This is a genomic window from Coleofasciculus sp. E1-EBD-02, assembly GCF_040218245.1.
Lineage (GTDB): Bacteria > Cyanobacteriota > Cyanobacteriia > Cyanobacteriales > Coleofasciculaceae > Coleofasciculus.
Window position 1 is genome coordinate 18,907 of record NZ_JAVJQN010000152.1, and the last position, 18,935, is coordinate 37,841.

Here is an 18,935-nt window from a genome sequence, read left to right on the forward strand (position 1 = left end):
AGCTATTGGAGATGGAGGGATTCAGGAGGGAGATATCTGATGGGTTCAAAGCTGAAAACCTGGATTAAGCAGTGGCAAGGAGTATTATTAATCGCGCCGAGTGTGACGCTGATTATTCTTGCGCTGAATGCGGCAGGTTTATTTCAGCTATTGGAATGGGCAACGCTGGATCAATATTTTCGGCTGCGCCCTCAAGAATCTCCAGATTCTCGCATTCTCCTGGTTTCAATTGATGAAACGGATATTAATCGAGTGGGGCGGTGGCCCATTCCGGATGGGGTTTTGGCTGACTTAATTACTACGCTGAAAGCGGCTGAACCACGAGTGATTGGTTTAAATCTGTATCGAGATTTACCTGTAGAACCGGGACATCAGCAATGGGTGGAGGTGATGCAGTCTACGCCGAATTTAATCGGAGTAGAAAAACGAGTGGGCGATCGCGTGGCTTCTCCACCCACTCTGGACGCTTTAAACCGAGTTGCTTTGGCGGATCTGATGGTGGATGCGGATGGCAAGATTCGCCGAGGGTTATTGTCGATTAAACAGGAAAATGATGAGTTGCAATTAAGTTTAGCCGCCCGTTTAGCGTTACTGTATTTAGAGGATGAGGGGATTAGTTTAGAGGTAATTAATGCGAATCAGCAGCATTATCGCTTGGGAAAAACTATCTTTACGCCTTTCCAGACTCATGATGGGGGGTACGTGGATGTAGATGCGGGAGGGTATCAGATTCTCTTAAATTATCGTGGTGTTTCAGGCAGCTTTGATACCGTCTCATTAAGGGATGTTTTAGCCGATCGCGTTCCCCCAGAAAAAATCCGCGATCGCATCATCTTAATTGGATCTAAAGCCCAAAGTACCAACGATTTATTTTTTACGCCTTATGATAGCACAATATTTGCCCCTCCCCGTCGCGCTGCTGCTGTTGTTATTCACGCGAATTTGACCAGTCAAGTTATCAGTAGTGCCATTGATGGACGCCCATTGATTAAAGTCTTAGCCAATCCAGTCGAAGGGGTAATGGTTTTGTGTTGGTCGTTTCTGGGTGCAGCCGGAAGTTTAGTTTGGCTAAAGAATAAATGGTTGAATCCCAAAACCTTACTTCAATTATTTGCCCTAGGCATTTATATTATATTGGCAAGTGGTTGTAGTTTAATCGGTACTTATCTCTTATTTCTAGCCGGGTGGTGGTTACCTGTAATTCCCTCATTACTCGCCTTGACGGGTTCAGCCGTTATCACTGCCGATTATCAGAGTCGGCGGTTACAGCAGGAAGCCCAACAGAAATATCGCCGTATCTTTGAAAATGCCCTAGAAGGTATTTTTCAGACCACTCTTGATGGACGCTATCGCAGTGCGAATCCGGCGTTGGCAAAGATTTATGGGTATAAGTCTCCAGAGGAGTTAATCGCCAGTATTACTAATATAAAAACTCAGCTTTATGTTGACCCAAAGCGGCGAGATTATTTTATTCAACTGATGGAAGAACAAGGAGAAGTTGTCGGCTTTGAGTCCCAAGTTTATCGCCGGGATGGCAGCATCATTTGGATTTGTGAACATGCGCGATCGGTTTGTGATGATCAAGGAAATGTTCTCTACTATCAGGGATTTATTGAAGATATTAGTGAACGGAAACAGGCGCAAGTCGAGCGTGAAGCGTTTACTAGAGAACTTTTCCAGTTGAATCAATCCTTCTCTCAATTTGTACCCCGGCAATTCTTGCAGTTACTAAAAAAAGACAGTATTTGTGATGTTAGACTAGGCGATCAATCTCAGCAAAATATGTCAGTCCTCTTTGCGGATATTCGCAACTTTACGAGTCTATCAGAGGCGATGAAGCCGCAAGAAACCTTTAATTTTATTAATCGCTATCTTTCCTATATGGAACCTGCAATTATCGAAAATCAAGGCTTTATAGATAAATATATTGGTGATGCAATTATGGCGTTATTTAGTGGCAGTGCCGATGATGCGGTCAACGCCGCAATTGCTATGTTGCAACACTTAAAATGCTATAATCAAGAGCGACAAAAAGCTGGAGAATCTCCGATCGAAATCGGGATTGGTATTAATACTGGCTTGATGATGTTAGGAACAGTGGGCGGTAAAACCCATATTAATAGTACGGTGCTTAGTGATGCTGTGAATTTAGCCTCTCGCTTGGAACATTTGACTAAAGAGTATGGGGTATCGCTGCTGATTTCACATTACACTTTTGACCATTTGCGTGACCCTTCTAACTATTCGTTTCGTCTCATTGGTCGGGTCAAGGTTAAAGGTAAATCCCAAACCGTGTCGGTGTTTGATGTGTTTGATGCTGATCCGCCTCCGGTTCGTCAGCGGAAGCTGAAAACAAAGACAATGTTTGAACAAGCGTTATGCCTTTATTCGCAACGAGAGTTTAGTAAAGCGGCTAAATTATTTCAATGGTGTCTAGAGTTTGTGCCTGAGGATAAAACCGCTAAAATCTATCTGCAACGCTGCCATAGGTAGAGATGTAATAGGCTAGATTGACACACAGGTAACACACAGTTTTAATTTTATAAAAATTTTAATCTTCCTCCAAAAGAGTACGGGTATGGTTACGACGGGACTGTATAGAGAAAAAGAACCGAATCATTGGGTTTAACCTCTTGTCAATGAATTTTACCGGATTTTTTGTCTCAAATCCAGTTCAACTGATGAATCCAGTTAATCTTATAGCAATCGCCATAGCGGTTAGGACGCATCATTTTGTAGAGACGTTGCATGCAACGTCTCTACAACTCAAAAGCCTAAACAGTCGGCAAGCATTAAAATGGTTCTGCTATTTTGGACTTGTATCCAGTCAGATTTTTTATGCAGCAAAGATTAATGCCCAACTGGTTCCTGATGATACGTTAGGTGCAGAAAATTCAATCGTTGTTCCCCAAGAGGCGCGGGATTTGATTCAAGGCGGGGCAAGACGAGGGAGTAATCTGTTCCACAGTTTCCAGGAGTTCAATGTTGATCCCGGACAGCAGGTTTACTTTGCCAATCCTACGGATGTTGACCATATTCTCACTCGTGTTACGGGAACGAATCTATCCAATATTTTTGGCACTCTCGGTGTGGAAGGGGCGGCAAGTTTATACTTAATTAATCCTAATGGAATTATTTTTGGTCAAGACGCTAGGTTAGATGTAACAGGGTCATTTGTGGCGAGTACGGCGGATGGGATTCGCCTGGGTGAACAGGGATTATTTTTGGCAACAGAACCGGAAAAAAGTACCCTTCTATCGATTCAGCCAGGGGTATTCTTTTTTAATTATTTGACAGGTGAATCGGCAACGATTACCAACGCAGGGAATTTATCGGTGGGAGGGAATCTTACTCTAGCGGCTAATACTCTTAATTTACAAGGTCAGCTTATCGCTGGGGAGAATCTTACTCTGCACGCTAATCATACTGTAAATATTCGAGACAGTCTGGTAAATCCGTTCATCGCTAAGGCTGGCGGAAATATGCAGGTACAAGGCGATCGCACAATTGATATTTTTGCCCTGAATCATCCGGATAGTGGTGTTTTCGCCAATGGGGATATGGTATTCCGTTCGGCTAATCCGGTGCAAGGAGATGCCCATTTTTGGAGTGGTGGCGAGTTTCGGATTGAACAGCTTGATGGGAATCTGGGAACTCTGAGGAGTCCCAATGATCCGGTGATTCGCAGCCGTGGGGATGTTTTAATGGGGGCTTATCAAGGCGCTTCACTGCATATTTTTGCTGGTGGAAGTGTGACGATTCCGGGTGGTGTTTTGATTGATAATGTCGATGCCGAAAATGGCATTGTTGAGACGATTACTCTATCTGATGGCACATCCATATTAATTGATGGGAAAACTCAACCCACTCTGGATATCCGCGCTGGAACAACCGCTTTTGGGATTCCAGGCGTTAATGGGATTCCATCGAATGGAATTATTGTTCCGCCGTTCCCCAATCTCCTGGAAAGTCCCACCCGTGCGACGATTTCCATTGGCAATATTGTTAACCCAGGTGGAACTGTATTTTTAACTAATCAGTATCAGCCGAATCCATCGTTAGCCGGGGGGATAACGGTTGGTTCAATGAATACCCAAGGAATGATCGCAGGGGGTACGATTATTATCGACTCTAAAGGATTAATTGATACCACGTCTGGTACAATTGATACCAGTTCTTTGGGTGAAGCTGGTGATATATTACTTCAAGCTGTTGGTGATATTGGAGTGAGTGATATAAATACCAATGGGCAAATTGGCGGTCGTATTTCTCTGAATAGTGGCGCAACCCTAACTATCGATAATTCAATTATTACTAGCGTTACCCGTTTAGGCAAAGGCGGTGATATTGAACTTTTTGCCCCGTCTCTGGTGTTGAGTGGTGGGTCGAAAATTTTTAGCGTTACGGTTGGTTCTGGACAAGGGGGTAATATTCAGATTAATGCTGATTCAATTCGCGCCGACGATAACTCGGATATTAATACGATATCAGCGAGTCTAAACGATAACGCTGATATCAATAACATTATCGAAATTCTAGGTTCACCGACGGGTGACATTGCAGATCTCATCCAATTTTTACCCGCTAATAATACATTGGGTAGCATTTCCGGTTCAGGAGGTAATATTCAGGTTAGCGCAGAATCTATTACCTTGGCAGATGAATCGAATATTGCCACAGCAACCTTTGCGAATGGTGGACAGGCGGGAAATGTGAGGATTAATGGGACGTCAGTTAACCTGTTGGATGATGGTACTGTAGGTTCACTAACCTATGGGGCGGGTGATGCTGGACATTTAACCCTAAATAGCCGCCAGTTACTGATTCAAAATAATAAAATTAAGTCAGAGGTAGGAACGGGAATTTCTACAGCAGCCCGCACCAATAGTAGTGGTGATGCTGGAGATTTAATCATCAACGCCGAATCCATAGAAATTATTGGCAATGAACCCGGTGCGGCTGTTGCGCCAACTGACCTCAATACCCTCTTAGAGTTAGCTAAGTTGCGAACAGGTTTGACCTCTGCAACTCAAGGAAGTGGAGATGCTGGAAATGTCACGATTAATAGCGATCGCTTGGTGGTGCGAGATGGTGCTGGAATTGCGACGTCGGCTGACTTCACGAGTACAGGAACCGCCGGAACTTTGCGCGTGAATGCGACTCAGATAGAATTGCAAGGAAAGGGAGGAATAACCACGTTAACCCTAGGTTCTGGTGATACTAGAGCCGGCAATTTGTACATCAACGCTGAGCGTGTGACGCTTTTGGATGGCGCCGGAATTGGTACGGGGACGCTATCAGGTAATGGTGGTAATATTATCCTCACCGCAACGGATTTATTACTGATGCAAAATAACAGTTTAATCACCACTACAGCCGGACAAGCTGGGGCGGGTGGAGATGGTGGCGATATCAATATTGATGCTAAGTTTATCGTCGCGGTTCTGGATGAAAATAGTGATATCGCGGCTAATGCTTTTGAGGGAAATGGCGGAAATATTGACATAACTACGCAAGGCATTTTTGGCTTGCAGGTGAGTGATAAACTTACCCCAAATAATGATATTACGGCGAGTTCTCAGTTAGGCATTGATGGCAGAATTACGATTAATACTCCCAATGTTGACCCCTCTCGTGGCTTAACTGAATTGCCTTTTAATTTTACTGATCCATCGAATCAAATTATTGCGGGTTGTCCGGCGGATACCGGGAATCGCTTTACGGCTATCGGACGCGGCGGTATTCCCGATAATCCCCGTGACTATTTGCCAGGAAATGCGGTTTGGCAAGATCGGCGAAATGTGGCAGCGTTTCCTGATAATCAACCTACTGTAACCCTTCCATCTGAGACACCTGAAAAGCAGATAATTGAAGCCCAAGGTTGGATTGTGAATGAAGAGGGTACGGTGATTCTAACGGCTGAATCGAGTGGAGGAAACCGAGGGGATTTTGGGGGAGTATCGTCTTCGTGTGGGGGCATAAATGACTTAGATTAAATTTAATGGGTGAGATTGCAATTATATTTTCTTAACGCAGAGGAACGCAGAGGTTTTCGCAGAGGGCGCAGAGGTGATTGAAGGATTGGGGGCGAAAATTTTATAGAATGGGGGAAATAACTGGAGATGATTGGACAAATAACAAAGGACGAATAACCAATGATAACAGTAACTCGTACTGATTTACCCCCACCATTTCCTGATCATACTCAACTTCCCGAATCAGATGGTACGTTTGTGAAAAATTTCCAGGCGCATCCCCAAAGCATTATTTTAACCGATTCTATTGGCTCAGTTTTGCGGCAACTTCATCCTGATAATCAATATGCTATTGGACAAGATTGTGGGATTTATTGGCGTGAAACTGATCCCCCAGAAAAAGGTGCTGAAGCACCGGATTGGTTCTATGTTGCTAATGTTCCGCCGCTTCTGAATGGAGAAATTCGCCGTTCTTATGTCCTGTGGCGAGAATTCATGGCACCAACGATTGCGATTGAGTTTGCTAGTGGAGATGGAGAAGAGGAACGGGATGCTACACCCTTATCCGTTTCGGCGGAGGGAAAAACGACGAAACCGGGTAAATTTTGGGTTTATGGACATATTATTCGCATTCCTTACTATGCCATTTACGAAATTAAAAATGGCAAATTAGAGGTGTATCATTTGCAAGATTTTTCCTATCAACGGATAGACCCGAATGAACGGGGTCATTATTCTATTCCACCGTTAGGAGTAGAACTGGGACTTTGGCAGGGAACGTATCAAAATCAAACTCAACTCTGGCTGCGCTGGTGGGATAGTGAAGGGAATCTTTTACTGATTGGTGAAGAACGGGCGGAATTGGAACAGCAACGAGCAGAAACTGAACGACAACGAGCGGAAACCGAACGACAACGAGCGGAAAAAGCCGAACAAAAAGCGGCAAAATTAGCTGCACGATTACGGGAAATGGGAATTGACCCGGATGCCAACGACTTAGAGTAAATGAGGGGTTATGAAACGGTTAAGAAGAAGCAGTAAAAAGCAACTATTTTTCTGGGGATTAGTCCTAGTCACTTGCTTCGTGATGGTGACGGTTCGTCCTGTCGCGGCACAGGATTCTTCTAACCGTTTTTTGACCTCTCACCCTACCCTTCTCCTACAAGGAGAGGGGAGACAGATAGATAATTCTAACCTTGTCAGTCAAGGTAAAACTGACGATGAAACTGGACATTTAGCTGATACAATAAAGACTTGGCAAGAGGCGGTAAAGAATTATGAAAAAGCTGGCGATCGCACGAATCAAGCGTTAGCCTTACATTACTTATCCTTAGCCTATCAAGACGTGGGACAATGGCAACAAGCAGAAGCGGCAATTACTCAAAGCCTTGACTTACTCCAACCCCAAGCCAATCCCGCGATTCTAGCCCCCATTTTAAATACCAAAGGAAGTCTGCAACTGGTAATGGGACAACCCCAGGCGGCGCTAGACACCTGGAAACAGGCGGAAACTATTTATGCCCAAGCCGATGATCAGATGGGGGTATTGGGGAGCAAAATTAATCAGGCTCAAGCATGGCAAAGTTTGGGAATGGTTCAGCGATCGCGGCAACTTCTCGAATCGGTACAGCCACAGCTAACCACCCAACCGGATTCTATCATGAAAGCGACTGGATTACGCAGCCTGGGTAGGGTCTGGGAAGCCATCGGTGATTTGTCAGCCGCCCAGACTCTCTTACAGGAAAGTTTAGCTGTAGCACAACTCCTTAATTCTGCCCCCGATATCAGTGCAGCTTTGTTGAGTTTAGGTAATATTAGCCGCAACTTGGCAGAAATGCCAGCAGCATTAGCCTACTATCAACAAGCTGCCGAAATTGCCACGACTCCTCTGTCTCAAGTCCAAGCCCAACTCAACCAACTTAAGCTACTGATTCATCTAGAAAAGTTTACCGACGCCCAAGAATTAGTTCCCCAAATTCAACGCAATCTGTCCCAGTTGTCTCCGAGTCGAGAGGCGATTTATGCCCAAGTTAACTACGCTGAACGTTTAATCGAACTCGTCGAAACCTCCGGCTTAGGTTCTCCAAACCTTGCCAATTATCAAACCATTGCCCAACAGTTAGCTGATACCCTACAAGCGGCAAAAACCTTAAACGATAAACGGGCAGAATCGCTGAGTTTAGGCATCCTCGGAAAAGTATACGACAAAACTCAACAATGGTCTCAAGCGCAAGATTTAACCGAACAAGCCCTATTTTTGTCTCAGAGTATCAACGCTGCTGACTTATCCTATCAATGGTACTGGCAACTGGCACAAATCCTGACAAAGGTAGGCGATAAACAAAGCGCGATCGCGGCAAATAAACAGGCATTTGATACGGTACAATCCTTACGGGGGGATCTGGTTGCCATGAATGCGGATGTGCGGTTCTCCTTTCAAGAGAAAATTGAACCCATTTATCGTCACTTCGTCAGTCTTTTATTAGACTCTCCCTCACCCGAACATCTGCAACAAGCCCGGACTGTGATTGAATCCTTACAATTAGCGGAACTAGAAAACTTTTTCCGCACCGCCTGTTTAGAGACGCAAGCCGAACAAATTGATACCGTCATCGAAAAAGGTGATACGAAGGCGGCGGTGATTTACCCGATTATTTTACCCAACCGTTTAGCGGTGATTCTTTCTTTACCGGGACAACCTCTACAGTCTTACCAAACCAATGTATCTTCCCAAGAAATTGAAGCCACAATCAGCCGTTTACGCCAAACCATGAGTCCGGCTTTATCGAATAAAGAACGGCTCAAGCTTTCTCAAACGGTTTATGATTGGTTGATTCGTCCGATTGACAATCAATTAACCAGTAACCAGATTAAAACCTTAGTCTTTATTCTGGATGGTGTTTTGCGGAATATACCCATGACAGCCCTCCATGATGGTAACCAATATTTGATTGAGAAATACAGTGTGGCGTTAACACCAGGATTGCAGTTACTTGAACCGCGATCACTCAGACAAGTGGCACTATCTTCTTTAACAGCAGGATTAAGCGAAGCCCGTCAAGGCTTTGTCGCCTTACCAGCAGTTGAACAAGAAATTAAACAAATTAGTAATGATTTACCTTCAGAAATTATATTGAATGAAACCTTTACTCGTGCAACAATAGAAAAGGAACTCAAAAACCCTTCCTTTAACATTCTCCATCTTGCCACCCATGGTCAGTTTAGTTCTCAACCCGAAGACACGTTTATTCTTACCTGGAATGAACGTGTCAATGCTAATACCTTATCTGAATTGCTTAAAACGAGAGAACAAAGCAATTCTGAACCGATTGAACTGTTAGTCCTCAGTGCTTGTCAAACGGCAACTGGAGACAAACGAGCCGCGTTAGGATTAGCTGGATTAGCTGTGCGTTCTGGCGCTCGGAGTACGATTGCTACGCTTTGGTCGGTGAATGACCAATCTACTGCCGATGCGATGATTGAATTTTATCATCATTTGCGCCAAGGTGATGGCAACCGAGCGGAAGCACTGCGTCAAGCTCAGTTATCATTATTAAAGCAAGAAGCCTATCAGCATCCCTATTACTGGGCACCTTTTGTTTTAGTGGGGAATTGGCTGTAATTATTAATCAGAAAAACCAGGTTTCAAAAACGTATTACTTTTGGGTCAGAGTTTGCTCAATTCCAACTAAACATAAATCTGAGGAGGATTGAAATCATGAACATAGTTAAATCTTTATCCCTATTCGGCATAGCGTTATCCTTGTACGTGTTAGTCGGTTCGGATTTAATGGCACAATCTAACTCAATTAATACCCAGTTGTGGGTAACCTTTGATCCGCCAAAAGAAGGAACTCCATACGATACAACTGGTGGCGCATCTCGGGGAACCTGTCCGGGGGATGAACTCATAGGCGATGAAGGCTTATCCTCGTTAATGCCCACCCATAGCGAAACGGATATCGAACGTCCCAGTTTTGCCGTATATCTTCCCAAAACCGGAGCTAAACAAGTATTTTTCAGCTTAAAAGATGCTGATGAAGACTATTTTTATCAGGCACAATTGCCACTACCGACAACTCCGGGTACGTATCGTTTAGAGTTGCCAACCGATGCTCCAGCACTAGATTCTAATATAGAATATCAGTGGTCTATAGGGTTAATATGTGGGCAAGCTGTCGATCCTAATGATCCGAGAGTTGGTGGGATGATTCTGTATAGGAGTCCCTAATGCAGGGTGGCAGAAATAGAGGAATGTTAGGGGTCAGGAGTGAGAGGTTATAGCGGTACTAAGACAGGTTATTCTCTGTGTCAATCTGTGTCCCTGACAATTCAGTGTTCTCAATTGTGGATAATTTCCATACCCTAAACCGACAATGTTTCCTCCCTGGTAAGTTTCTAGAACCCAATCCAACCCACGATTCCCTTACGAGATAAGGCGAAGAATTTGTTCGTGGATTCCCCCTCCCATCACCAACGCTGTGAATATGTGGCGCTGGTGAACAAATTTTAAGGATGGGAGAATTTCACGATGTCATTGGATGGTAAAAATAAGCCGACTCGAACGGGAATTGGATTAACGATTATCGTCTTGGCGATTGAAGGATTAGACGAACTTGTGGATGGCGTGTGGGGTGCAGCCTATCCGTTGATTCGTAATGATTTGCATCTTTCCTACCTGCAGGTGGGACTGTTGCTGACTATACCCACGATCGTCAGTAGTCTGATCGAGCCAATCTTAGGTATTTTAGCTGATTTAGGTCAGCGACGGCAATTAATTTTAGGGGGAGGGATAGCGTTTGCGATCGCGCTAGTCCTGATTTCCCTAAGTGATCACTTTTTCGGATTATTAGCGGCGCTCGTGTTGTTTTATCCCGCATCGGGAGGCTTTGTCAGTCTTTCTGAAGCAACGTTAATGGACATGGAACCCACACGCCACGAGTATAATATGGCACGTTGGGCATTAGCGGGTTCGGTGGGAAACGTGATTGGACCCTTGATTTTAGCGAGTGCGATCGCATTGGATCAAAGTTGGCGAAGTGTGTTTCTCGGATTGGCGGTACTCACGGTATTACTGGTAAAAACACTGTGGCACTACCCGATTGTACCTGCAACAGCATCCGCTACAATTGATCAACCCCTGCACAGCTTCAACCAGGGTATCCATCATGCTATCAACGCCTTAAAACGCCCTCAAATACAGCGTTGGTTAACGTTATTACAATTTGCGGATTTAATGTTAGATGTTTTGCAGGGTTTTTTAGCTTTGTATTTTGTCGATGTTGTCGGCGCAACCAGTACGCAAGCAAGCTTGGCTATCACCGTCTGGTTAGGATTTGGCTTGTTGGGCGATTTTTCGCTTATTCCTTTACTTGAACGGATACGAGGATTAAATTATTTGAGGGTTAGTGCCATCATAGTCTTGTGTCTTTATCCAGCGTTTTTAGTTATATCCAATATCCCGATCAAGCTGATTATGCTTGGCTTATTGGGTTTCCTCAATTCAGGTTGGTACTCAATTCTCCAGGGGCGACTGTACACAGCAATGCCGGGACAAAGTGGTACAGTGATGACGTTAAACAACCTGGCGGGTTTAGTGGGGGGTTTAATGCCGCTTGTCTTGGGTTGGGTTGCTCAACAGTATGGTTTGTCACAGACAATGTGGATGTTACTTGCAGCGCCTATAACCTTGCTCATTGGACTTTTTGTCGAATAGGTTGTAGGTTGAGTTGACGCCTGTTTCCCAAGAAAATCTCAGGTTCGTATAGGAGATATAAATGGGGATGGTGTTGATGACTTGATTATTGATACCAAGGGGGGTGAAGCAAACTTGCGTTAGCTAAAGATTTTATAACAACCAGGCATTAAGCGAAAATTAATTCAATCTTAACCCCAAAAATCCTTTGTAAAAACTATGGCTATTTTTTTAAAGTTTAAGTTAAACTAATTATAAGAATAAAATACATTTGTTATGATGGGCTTGATTCAAACAATGAACTTTGCTGGAATCAAACCTCAAACTCTCACCCCATCAATTAAATTAAGTGCATCAATCTCCTAATTTGAGTAAACCCTAAAAAAACTGAATTAGAATTGTGCTTGTTCAACAATTAGATAAGCTGACGCTCGATTCAACCTTGGCTCACCTCCCTAGCCATGACTTTCAAGTGGAATTAACCACATTAGGTCAGGTTGTCGCCCAAGAATTCCAGCAGCATGCAGAACTCCCCGGTGTGATCATTACGGATGCCAATCAAATTATCGGCGTGATTTCCAGAACCCAATTTTTTGAGTGGCTCAGTCGTCCTTATGGGTTAGAGACGTTCCTCAAACGCCCGATTCGCTCGTTGTGGAAGATGATTGCCAAAACAGAAGGAATTTTAAATACCGAAAAATTAGCCGAAAAGTACCTGCTGCTGAGTAACACTTGTTCCATAGAAAAAGCTGTAAAATTAGCACTCAATCGTCCTGCATCGTTAGCTTATGAGCCGATTATGATTGAAAGAGAAGATGGGCAGCAACGGTTGCTGAATATGCAGGTTTTGCTTTTAGCTCAATCTCGCTTATTTGCCCTAGCTAAAGAAGCTGCTGAAGCAGGGAACAGAGCTAAAAGTGAGTTTTTAGCTAACATGAGTCATGAACTGCTCACGCCTCTGAGTACAATCCTTGGCTTCAGCCAACTGATCAGCCGCGAATCATTTCTTTCTCCTGAACACCAGCACTATTTAGACGTAATTAAGCATTCAGGGGAACATCTATCGAAATTACTTGATCAGATTCTGTTGGGGAAAAACACAACATCGGCGTTTGATAGTCAGATTGCCATTGCCAAAGCCGATAAAATTCAGACCTCTCAAAAAAATCGCCAAGTGATTAGACTAGCACCAGCTCAACTCCATTATCGGGTTTTGCTGGCGGAACATCGTCCACAGATGCGGATTTTTTTGGTTAAGATGTTGACATCTATTGGCTTTTGTGTTCGCGAAGCTGAAAATGGTCAAGAAGCAGTGGAAATTCGCTCCAGCTATTTACCTCACCTAATTTTAATGAATATGCGAATGCCGATAATGGATGGCTATCAAGCCACTCGCCGAATTCGCTCTGTCGAGAAGTTCCGCCGCAGCTTTTCTCAAGAACAAGCAACCGTGATTATTGGCTTGATTTTTAGTGCTTTTTCTGAAGACAGTTCCCAGGTTTTATCAGTCGGATGCAATGATTTTATTTGTCAGCCTTTCCGCGAGGAGGTGCTTTTGGAAAAAATCGCTCAACATTTAGGAGTGCGCTATCTGTACAAGGAGTAATTTTCTGCCTATCTACGATTAATTTGAAAGTTTATATAAAAACTTGCCTACTGCAAAAGTGAGAACTTAAATTAATGAAGATAGCCCTCAAGACGTACAGAAAGAGAACTACACAGTGTCTTTGCTTCCCGTTGTCGAGTAGATCCCCGACAACTCCTACGAAGTCGGGGATCTGGCTTGGACTTGGTAGTAGTATTAGACCGCTACGAAAGACTCCTGAGTCAGATTACTCGCATCCACCTGATTCAGAATCGCCAACGTCTCGTTGTCTAACCCAATCAGCGTATTGTCGCCATCCTGAGTGATAGTTAACTCTCCAAATGTCAGGTCTCCGACCAAACCGATGAAATCTTCACCACCATTGAAATCAACAATCGTGTCGGTTCCTTCACCCGCAGCCAGGACAAACGTATCACTTCCCTGACCCCCAGAGAAGTCATCGCCGGTCAAGGTATCATTACCCAAACCGCCGCGCAGGATATCATCCCCATCATCACCCCAGATTTGGTCGTCGCCGTCTTCACCCAAGAGGATATCATTACCCCCTTTACCGCCAATCCGGTCATTCCCGTTACCACCGTAAATCACGTCATCCCCGCCGACTTGACCGCCAGAAGAACGACTGTTGCGATCGCCCCGCAGTACATCGTCACCATCTTCACCGACAATGATGTCATGACCCATCTCGCCAGCAACGGTATCATCGCCGTCACTCGCCAAGATCAAGTCATCCAGGTCAACCTCACCCACGAGGGTGTCACCATCAGAACTGGCTTGGATAATACTACCTTCGGGATAACCCGGTTCAACCCCACCGATGTCTGGATCATAACCCAGCGTCGGGTCAAAACCATTGGTGTCATACGCCGGTAAGTCATGCACCGAGGCATACTTGTTATAGGTCGTCACATCCCAGGTAGACGAGAAACCCGTCCAGCCATCACTCAGTTCACCCCAATCATGCCAAGCAAGTCCATTATCTTCTCCATACAAATAACGGCTACCCGCAATTTCATGCTCAATGTTCATCCCGTCACCGATGAACAAGATCACATGTTCCACCCCGTCTTGAGTGGCTTGATTCATCGCCTGGTAAATCTGGGTATTATCCACGATATCTGTCCCCGGATACCAGGAACCCGCATACTCTGAGAACGACGTCGCACCTGCACCACGAGCGGACAAAGTTACCAGTTCATTGGTATGATTCGTGGTGTGGTAGGAGACTTCCCCATCCGGATACAACCAGGGACTGCCATAACCACTATCCCCACTGGCTTCCACCTGCTGCGGTAAGTCACCTTTACCCAGTACCTCTTTGTTGCGGAGATAGCTGTTGGAATGGTCAGAGGTGACGATCATTAAAGTATTAGACCAGTCCAAATCATCGCCAGGTTGAGCGATAAACGCTTCTGCGGCTTGCACAGCTTGGTCTAAATCCCAAACCCCGCCAATCATCGTTTCAAAGTTATTACCGTGGTTTGACCAGTCGATATCCCCCTGCTCAAACATGACGAAGAAACCATCGGGATCTTGATTGAGTACCGATAACGTCGCATTCGTTGCTTCCGTCAACGTGGGATTCTCCACACTACCGGGAGTGACAGATGGATTCCCTGGCGTATCAGACGCCTGATGGAAATCGAAATTGCCACCCTCACCACCAAACAAGCCGAAGAGTTTCTCCCCAGCATTAACATCGATCGTCTCGGCGGCTGTCAGTAAAGCATCACCGCCATTAACATCGGCTGTCCATTCCACAAAGGTATAGCCAGCGTCACCAGAGTTCAGCGCATTGTAATCCGACTCTGAGAGATAGCGAAAACGACCATAGGTATTGGGATGACCCCCACCAATCACCACATCAGGCTGAGTGGTGTTGATGATTTCATTGGCGATTTCAAAGTAGTTGTTACGATTAACGTTATGGCTCACAAACGCCGCAGGTGTGGCGTGGCTGAAGGGTACGGTGCTAACGACACCGATGGAAAAGCCTTGGTCACTGCGTAATGTTTCTGCAATCGTTGTTAATGCACCATCGGCTGGATCACCCGTTAGCCAAGCAATATTGCCAGCATCGGTTTTCTGCCCTGTGGCGATCGCGGTGGCGGCGGATGCTGAATCGGTTGCTGGTTCTTTGCCGTCGATCTGTTTCAGGAAATAAGCGTCACGAATTAGAGTTTCTGACATGGGTAAGGTAAAGTAACCTACCATAAAGCTACTCCTAGAATGCTTATTGAACGTGTCTGGAAAGATCGACCTCTCTAAGTAAATACTCCTAGTGCAAGTTTAACTCGTTATTATTATTCGGTTAAAAAGGGTTTGATTGTAATGTTTTGAAAATTATCTACAAATTATTTAATCGACTCAATGAAACGATGGGCAATAAGAGAGTTTTTTGTATCTTTGGATGAAGGTAGGTTAGCTGATCCGGCGATCAGTTCCCCACGCTGAATTAACAGCGTGGGATGAATCCGGTTTTAAATCACCAGAAAAGAAGTCTCAGTTAAATTAGCGACATTCACCTGATTGAGAATAGCCAACACCGTATCATCTGCCGATTTAATTAAGGTATTCCCGTTTTGTTCACTAAAGGACAACTGACCGAAGGTGAGACCATTCGCCAAACCGATCGCGTCAGTTCCCACTTCAAAATCAACAATGGTGTCCGTTCCTTCTCCCACAGCCAACACAAAGGTATCACTCCCTTGACCACCAGAGAAGTCATCACCCGTTAAGGTGTCATCACCCAGACCGCCGTAGATAATATCATCGCCATCATCGCCCCAGATTTGATCATCACCAGCTTCACCCCATAGGGTATCATTACCACTCTTACCACCGATGCGATCGCTCCCTGCACCCCCGTAGATGATATCATCACCCCCAGCTTCACCCACTTGGGCGCTACGGCTATTCCGATCGCCCCGCAGTACATCATCACCATCGCCACCTCGGATCACATCATCACCAAGTTCACCAGCAGCGAGGTCATTCCCAGCAAAGGCGAGAATTAAATCCTGATTTGGGGTGCCAACCAGGGTATTTGCCGCATCCGTTCCCGCGATCGCGCCTTCACCGAGGACGGTATCGCTACGAACGTCTAGGTTTTGAATGCGAGTGTCGAGTGCAGGAGGTACATCTTGATTATCAAAGGGCGTTTGGCTATAATTATCAGCCAAATACTCCGCTAATGCATCTTGTTCAGAACCATCAACTGTAAAGGTTGCTAACCCTGTGCGAGGTGCATCGTCGGTTTTTGCCAAGTTGACTTGATTGGCAGAGTCTCCCATGGGGAAGGGATAGCCATCACCACCACCCGCGAGAAAGCCTAATGTGACCATACGGAAGCTGCGATCGGGATTGCCAATTAGTTCACCATTGGCAACAACCACATCCGTGACATTACCATCACCATCCTGAATCGCTAAGGATTGAACCCGATCGCCGACGGGCAAATCAGCATCAAAACTAAACGCCATCCCTCCAACTTGGGGAAACCGCCCCGGCGTTGCACCGGGTTCTGTCTGGGAAACCCCATGTTCAATAATCTCCAGGAGTTCTTGGGCGGTTACCGTGACTAAGGTTAACCCGTTGTTGAAGCGGAGGGAGTTGGAAATATCCAGTTGAGAAATATCGCCTTCTTCCTTACCAGCGAGGGGGTTGGGTTGGGGCGGGAGTTTGAGTATATCTTCGGGTTCTGTTGAACCAGGAGGATAGGTGACGACACCGATGTTATCCCGAATCCCGCCACCATTTTTCAGGGAAATCACCACACTGGGGTCAGACTCTTGCGCGATCGCTAGGTTCGCATCGGCGGTAAGATTTCCCAAGTTGGTTTCTTGGGTGCGAACATCGCTGCGTGTCCCATTAAGAAAGACATCGGTATTACCAAAAATATTACCCTCTTGGCTAGCGATGACATCCCGCAACTCCTGGGTAATGTCCACAATATCGGGGTCAGGAGTGCCACCCACAGCGGCGACGCCTTCCTCATCGGTGGCGTAAGCACCACTGATCTTGGGGTCGATGCTATCAGGAATAATCACACCGTTCTCGTCAAAGTCAACCACCAAGCGACCCACATATTTATAGTTCCCATCGGTGTTAACTACAGCAACGGGATTGCCATCAGCCGCTGTCTTTAGAATCGGATAAGCACCTTCCACTTCATCGCCGGCGCGAAGGCGATCCGTTTCATCAGCTAGCAGCGTATTGGAACCCCCAGCGACAATAATGTCTACATCTGCCAAAGCGCTAGCCAGTTGTTCTTCAATCCCAATCTGCTGCATGTGCGCCAGCAGGATAACTTTGTTAATATCCGAGTTATTGGTCAGCAGGGTATCTACAGAGTCTTGAATTTCTGTGGCTAACGCCTGAATATCGGCGGGATTAGCCGAATCAAATTCAATCGGCGCAACGCCGACATCACCGGGAGAGGAAATCTGGGGTAATGTTGGCGTCGTCGCACCAACAACACCAATGCGTTCCCCATTCACAGTAATAATGGTATTGCCAGCAATACTGTTCGGAATGGTATCGGCTTCTTGCTCATCTTCAACCACAAGTGGTGCTAAATTTTCATCACTGCTAAAGTCCAGGTTAGCGCTGAGATAGGGAAACTGGGTTCCCGGATAATCACCCTCCGCCGCAATCAAATCCGCGATCGCACCCGTACCCAGGTCAAATTCGTGGTTACCAAAGGCGATCGCTTGAAAGCCTAACTCATTTTGGATTAAGATATCGCCTCGTCCAGCACCACCAAACGCGGTGCGACTGGCGGAGAAAAAGGGACCGGGAATATAGGCATCTCCGGAAGACAAAACGAGGGTATTGGGAAAGTCAACCCCAGGGATACCATCAATATCTTGAGTTTTCAGGGCGTTGAGGACAGCCGAAAAGCGCGGCGCGTCGTCTATCGCTGGGATTCCCCCTTCTTGGTCTGCCGCATGTAGTAACTGGAGTGTAAAGTTAGCCATGTTTAATTAACAAAAAACTCAGGTTGTTCAGGTGTTATCCTCAGCTAGGGCATAAAAGGGAAGAGAAAGCGAATAGAGGAATTTATGCACAGCCCTATCACGGCGGAATTGACCTCTTCTTGTTTTCCCGTGTTTTCCCGTCCTTTTATGTAACCTAAATTACAGATGCCAAGCCGCTTACTTGGTAATATTTCTATTTTTTTTGAGTACAAATATACTCTGCCAAAGTTTTGTAAAGAAATGGTTAATTACTTTTTAAGAATTTACATCTTTATCAAGTCTTTATGTTAAGTGTTTAATCTTTACAGAATCTTCACATAAGTCAGGGTGAGCGCGAGTGCTAGCTTTCGCACCAAGGTGCAGGAGTATCGCCCAAATCCGGGAAGTACGTTAGCAGGATTTTGGCTTGACAGGTGCGATCGCAAACTTTGAGGTATATTTCGTCAATATACAGAACCGTCAGACTCGGATTCACTACCCAATGATTGAGGCGACGTAGGGGCGCATAGACGTGCGCCCTTTTCCCCCGGTGCGCCCTTTTCCCGACGTGCGCTATGAATTCCCCTCATAAGTATAGGAAATTTCTCCATTATTTATAAAAAGTTTAGCATTGTGTTTTTGTTTAAATTTTCTTTGAATTCTGTATTTCCGTTGAGTTAATGGGACATCTTGTGCTTGAA

10 protein-coding genes and 1 pseudogene are annotated in these 18,935 nt (G+C 45.3%); 8 read left to right on the forward strand and 3 right to left on the reverse strand.

Annotation, left to right across the window (positions count from 1 at the left end; all coding sequences use genetic code 11):
• Positions 1 to 39 precede the first annotated feature (39 nt).
• The 8 genes and pseudogenes from RIC07_RS24220 (at position 40) to RIC07_RS24255 (ending at position 13,276) form a co-directional block, all read left to right on the forward strand.
• Positions 40 to 2,493 (forward strand): CHASE2 domain-containing protein, encoded by a 2,454-nt coding sequence (locus RIC07_RS24220; protein ID WP_446396739.1) that lies wholly within the window; start codon positions 40 to 42, stop codon positions 2,491 to 2,493.
• Between the two features lie 188 nt (positions 2,494 to 2,681).
• Positions 2,682 to 5,996, forward strand: a complete 3,315-nt coding sequence (locus RIC07_RS24225) for a two-partner secretion domain-containing protein (protein ID WP_446396740.1) — start codon at positions 2,682 to 2,684, stop codon at positions 5,994 to 5,996.
• A 159-nt stretch (positions 5,997 to 6,155) separates the two neighbouring features.
• Entirely contained in the window at positions 6,156 to 6,980 is an 825-nt protein-coding gene (locus RIC07_RS24230) for a Uma2 family endonuclease (RefSeq protein ID WP_446396741.1), read from the forward strand.
• Positions 6,981 to 6,990: 10 nt separating this feature from the next.
• Positions 6,991 to 9,597: a CHAT domain-containing protein gene (locus RIC07_RS24235; RefSeq protein WP_446396742.1), complete on the forward strand. Its 2,607-nt coding sequence runs from the start codon at positions 6,991 to 6,993 to the stop codon at positions 9,595 to 9,597.
• 96 nt (positions 9,598 to 9,693) lie between these two features.
• Complete coding sequence (locus RIC07_RS24240) at positions 9,694 to 10,206, forward strand: DUF928 domain-containing protein (protein WP_446396743.1); 513 nt, start codon at positions 9,694 to 9,696, stop codon at positions 10,204 to 10,206.
• Positions 10,207 to 10,506: 300 nt separating this feature from the next.
• Positions 10,507 to 11,691: an MFS transporter gene (locus RIC07_RS24245; protein ID WP_446396744.1), complete on the forward strand. Its 1,185-nt coding sequence runs from the start codon at positions 10,507 to 10,509 to the stop codon at positions 11,689 to 11,691.
• Between the two features lie 39 nt (positions 11,692 to 11,730).
• A pseudogene (locus RIC07_RS24250) lies at positions 11,731 to 11,814 on the forward strand (hypothetical protein); the annotation flags it as partial.
• A gap of 256 nt (positions 11,815 to 12,070) precedes the next feature.
• Positions 12,071 to 13,276 carry a histidine kinase dimerization/phospho-acceptor domain-containing protein gene (locus RIC07_RS24255; RefSeq protein ID WP_446396745.1) on the forward strand — a complete coding sequence of 402 codons (1,206 nt, stop codon included), beginning with the start codon at positions 12,071 to 12,073 and terminating at the stop codon, positions 13,274 to 13,276.
• Between the two features lie 195 nt (positions 13,277 to 13,471).
• Here the strand turns inward: RIC07_RS24255 and RIC07_RS24260 are convergent, their stop codons facing one another.
• The 3 genes from RIC07_RS24260 to RIC07_RS24270 all read right to left on the reverse strand — a co-directional run bounded on the left by RIC07_RS24260 (position 13,472) and on the right by RIC07_RS24270 (position 18,730).
• Positions 13,472 to 15,490: an alkaline phosphatase gene (locus RIC07_RS24260; RefSeq protein WP_446396746.1), complete on the reverse strand. Its 2,019-nt coding sequence runs from the start codon at positions 15,488 to 15,490 to the stop codon at positions 13,472 to 13,474.
• A gap of 266 nt (positions 15,491 to 15,756) precedes the next feature.
• Complete coding sequence (locus RIC07_RS24265; protein WP_446396809.1) at positions 15,757 to 18,204, reverse strand: 5'-nucleotidase C-terminal domain-containing protein; 2,448 nt, start codon at positions 18,202 to 18,204, stop codon at positions 15,757 to 15,759.
• A 391-nt stretch (positions 18,205 to 18,595) separates the two neighbouring features.
• Positions 18,596 to 18,730 carry a hypothetical protein gene (locus tag RIC07_RS24270; protein WP_446396747.1) on the reverse strand — a complete coding sequence of 45 codons (135 nt, stop codon included), beginning with the start codon at positions 18,728 to 18,730 and terminating at the stop codon, positions 18,596 to 18,598.
• Between the last annotated feature and the right edge of the window lie 205 nt (positions 18,731 to 18,935).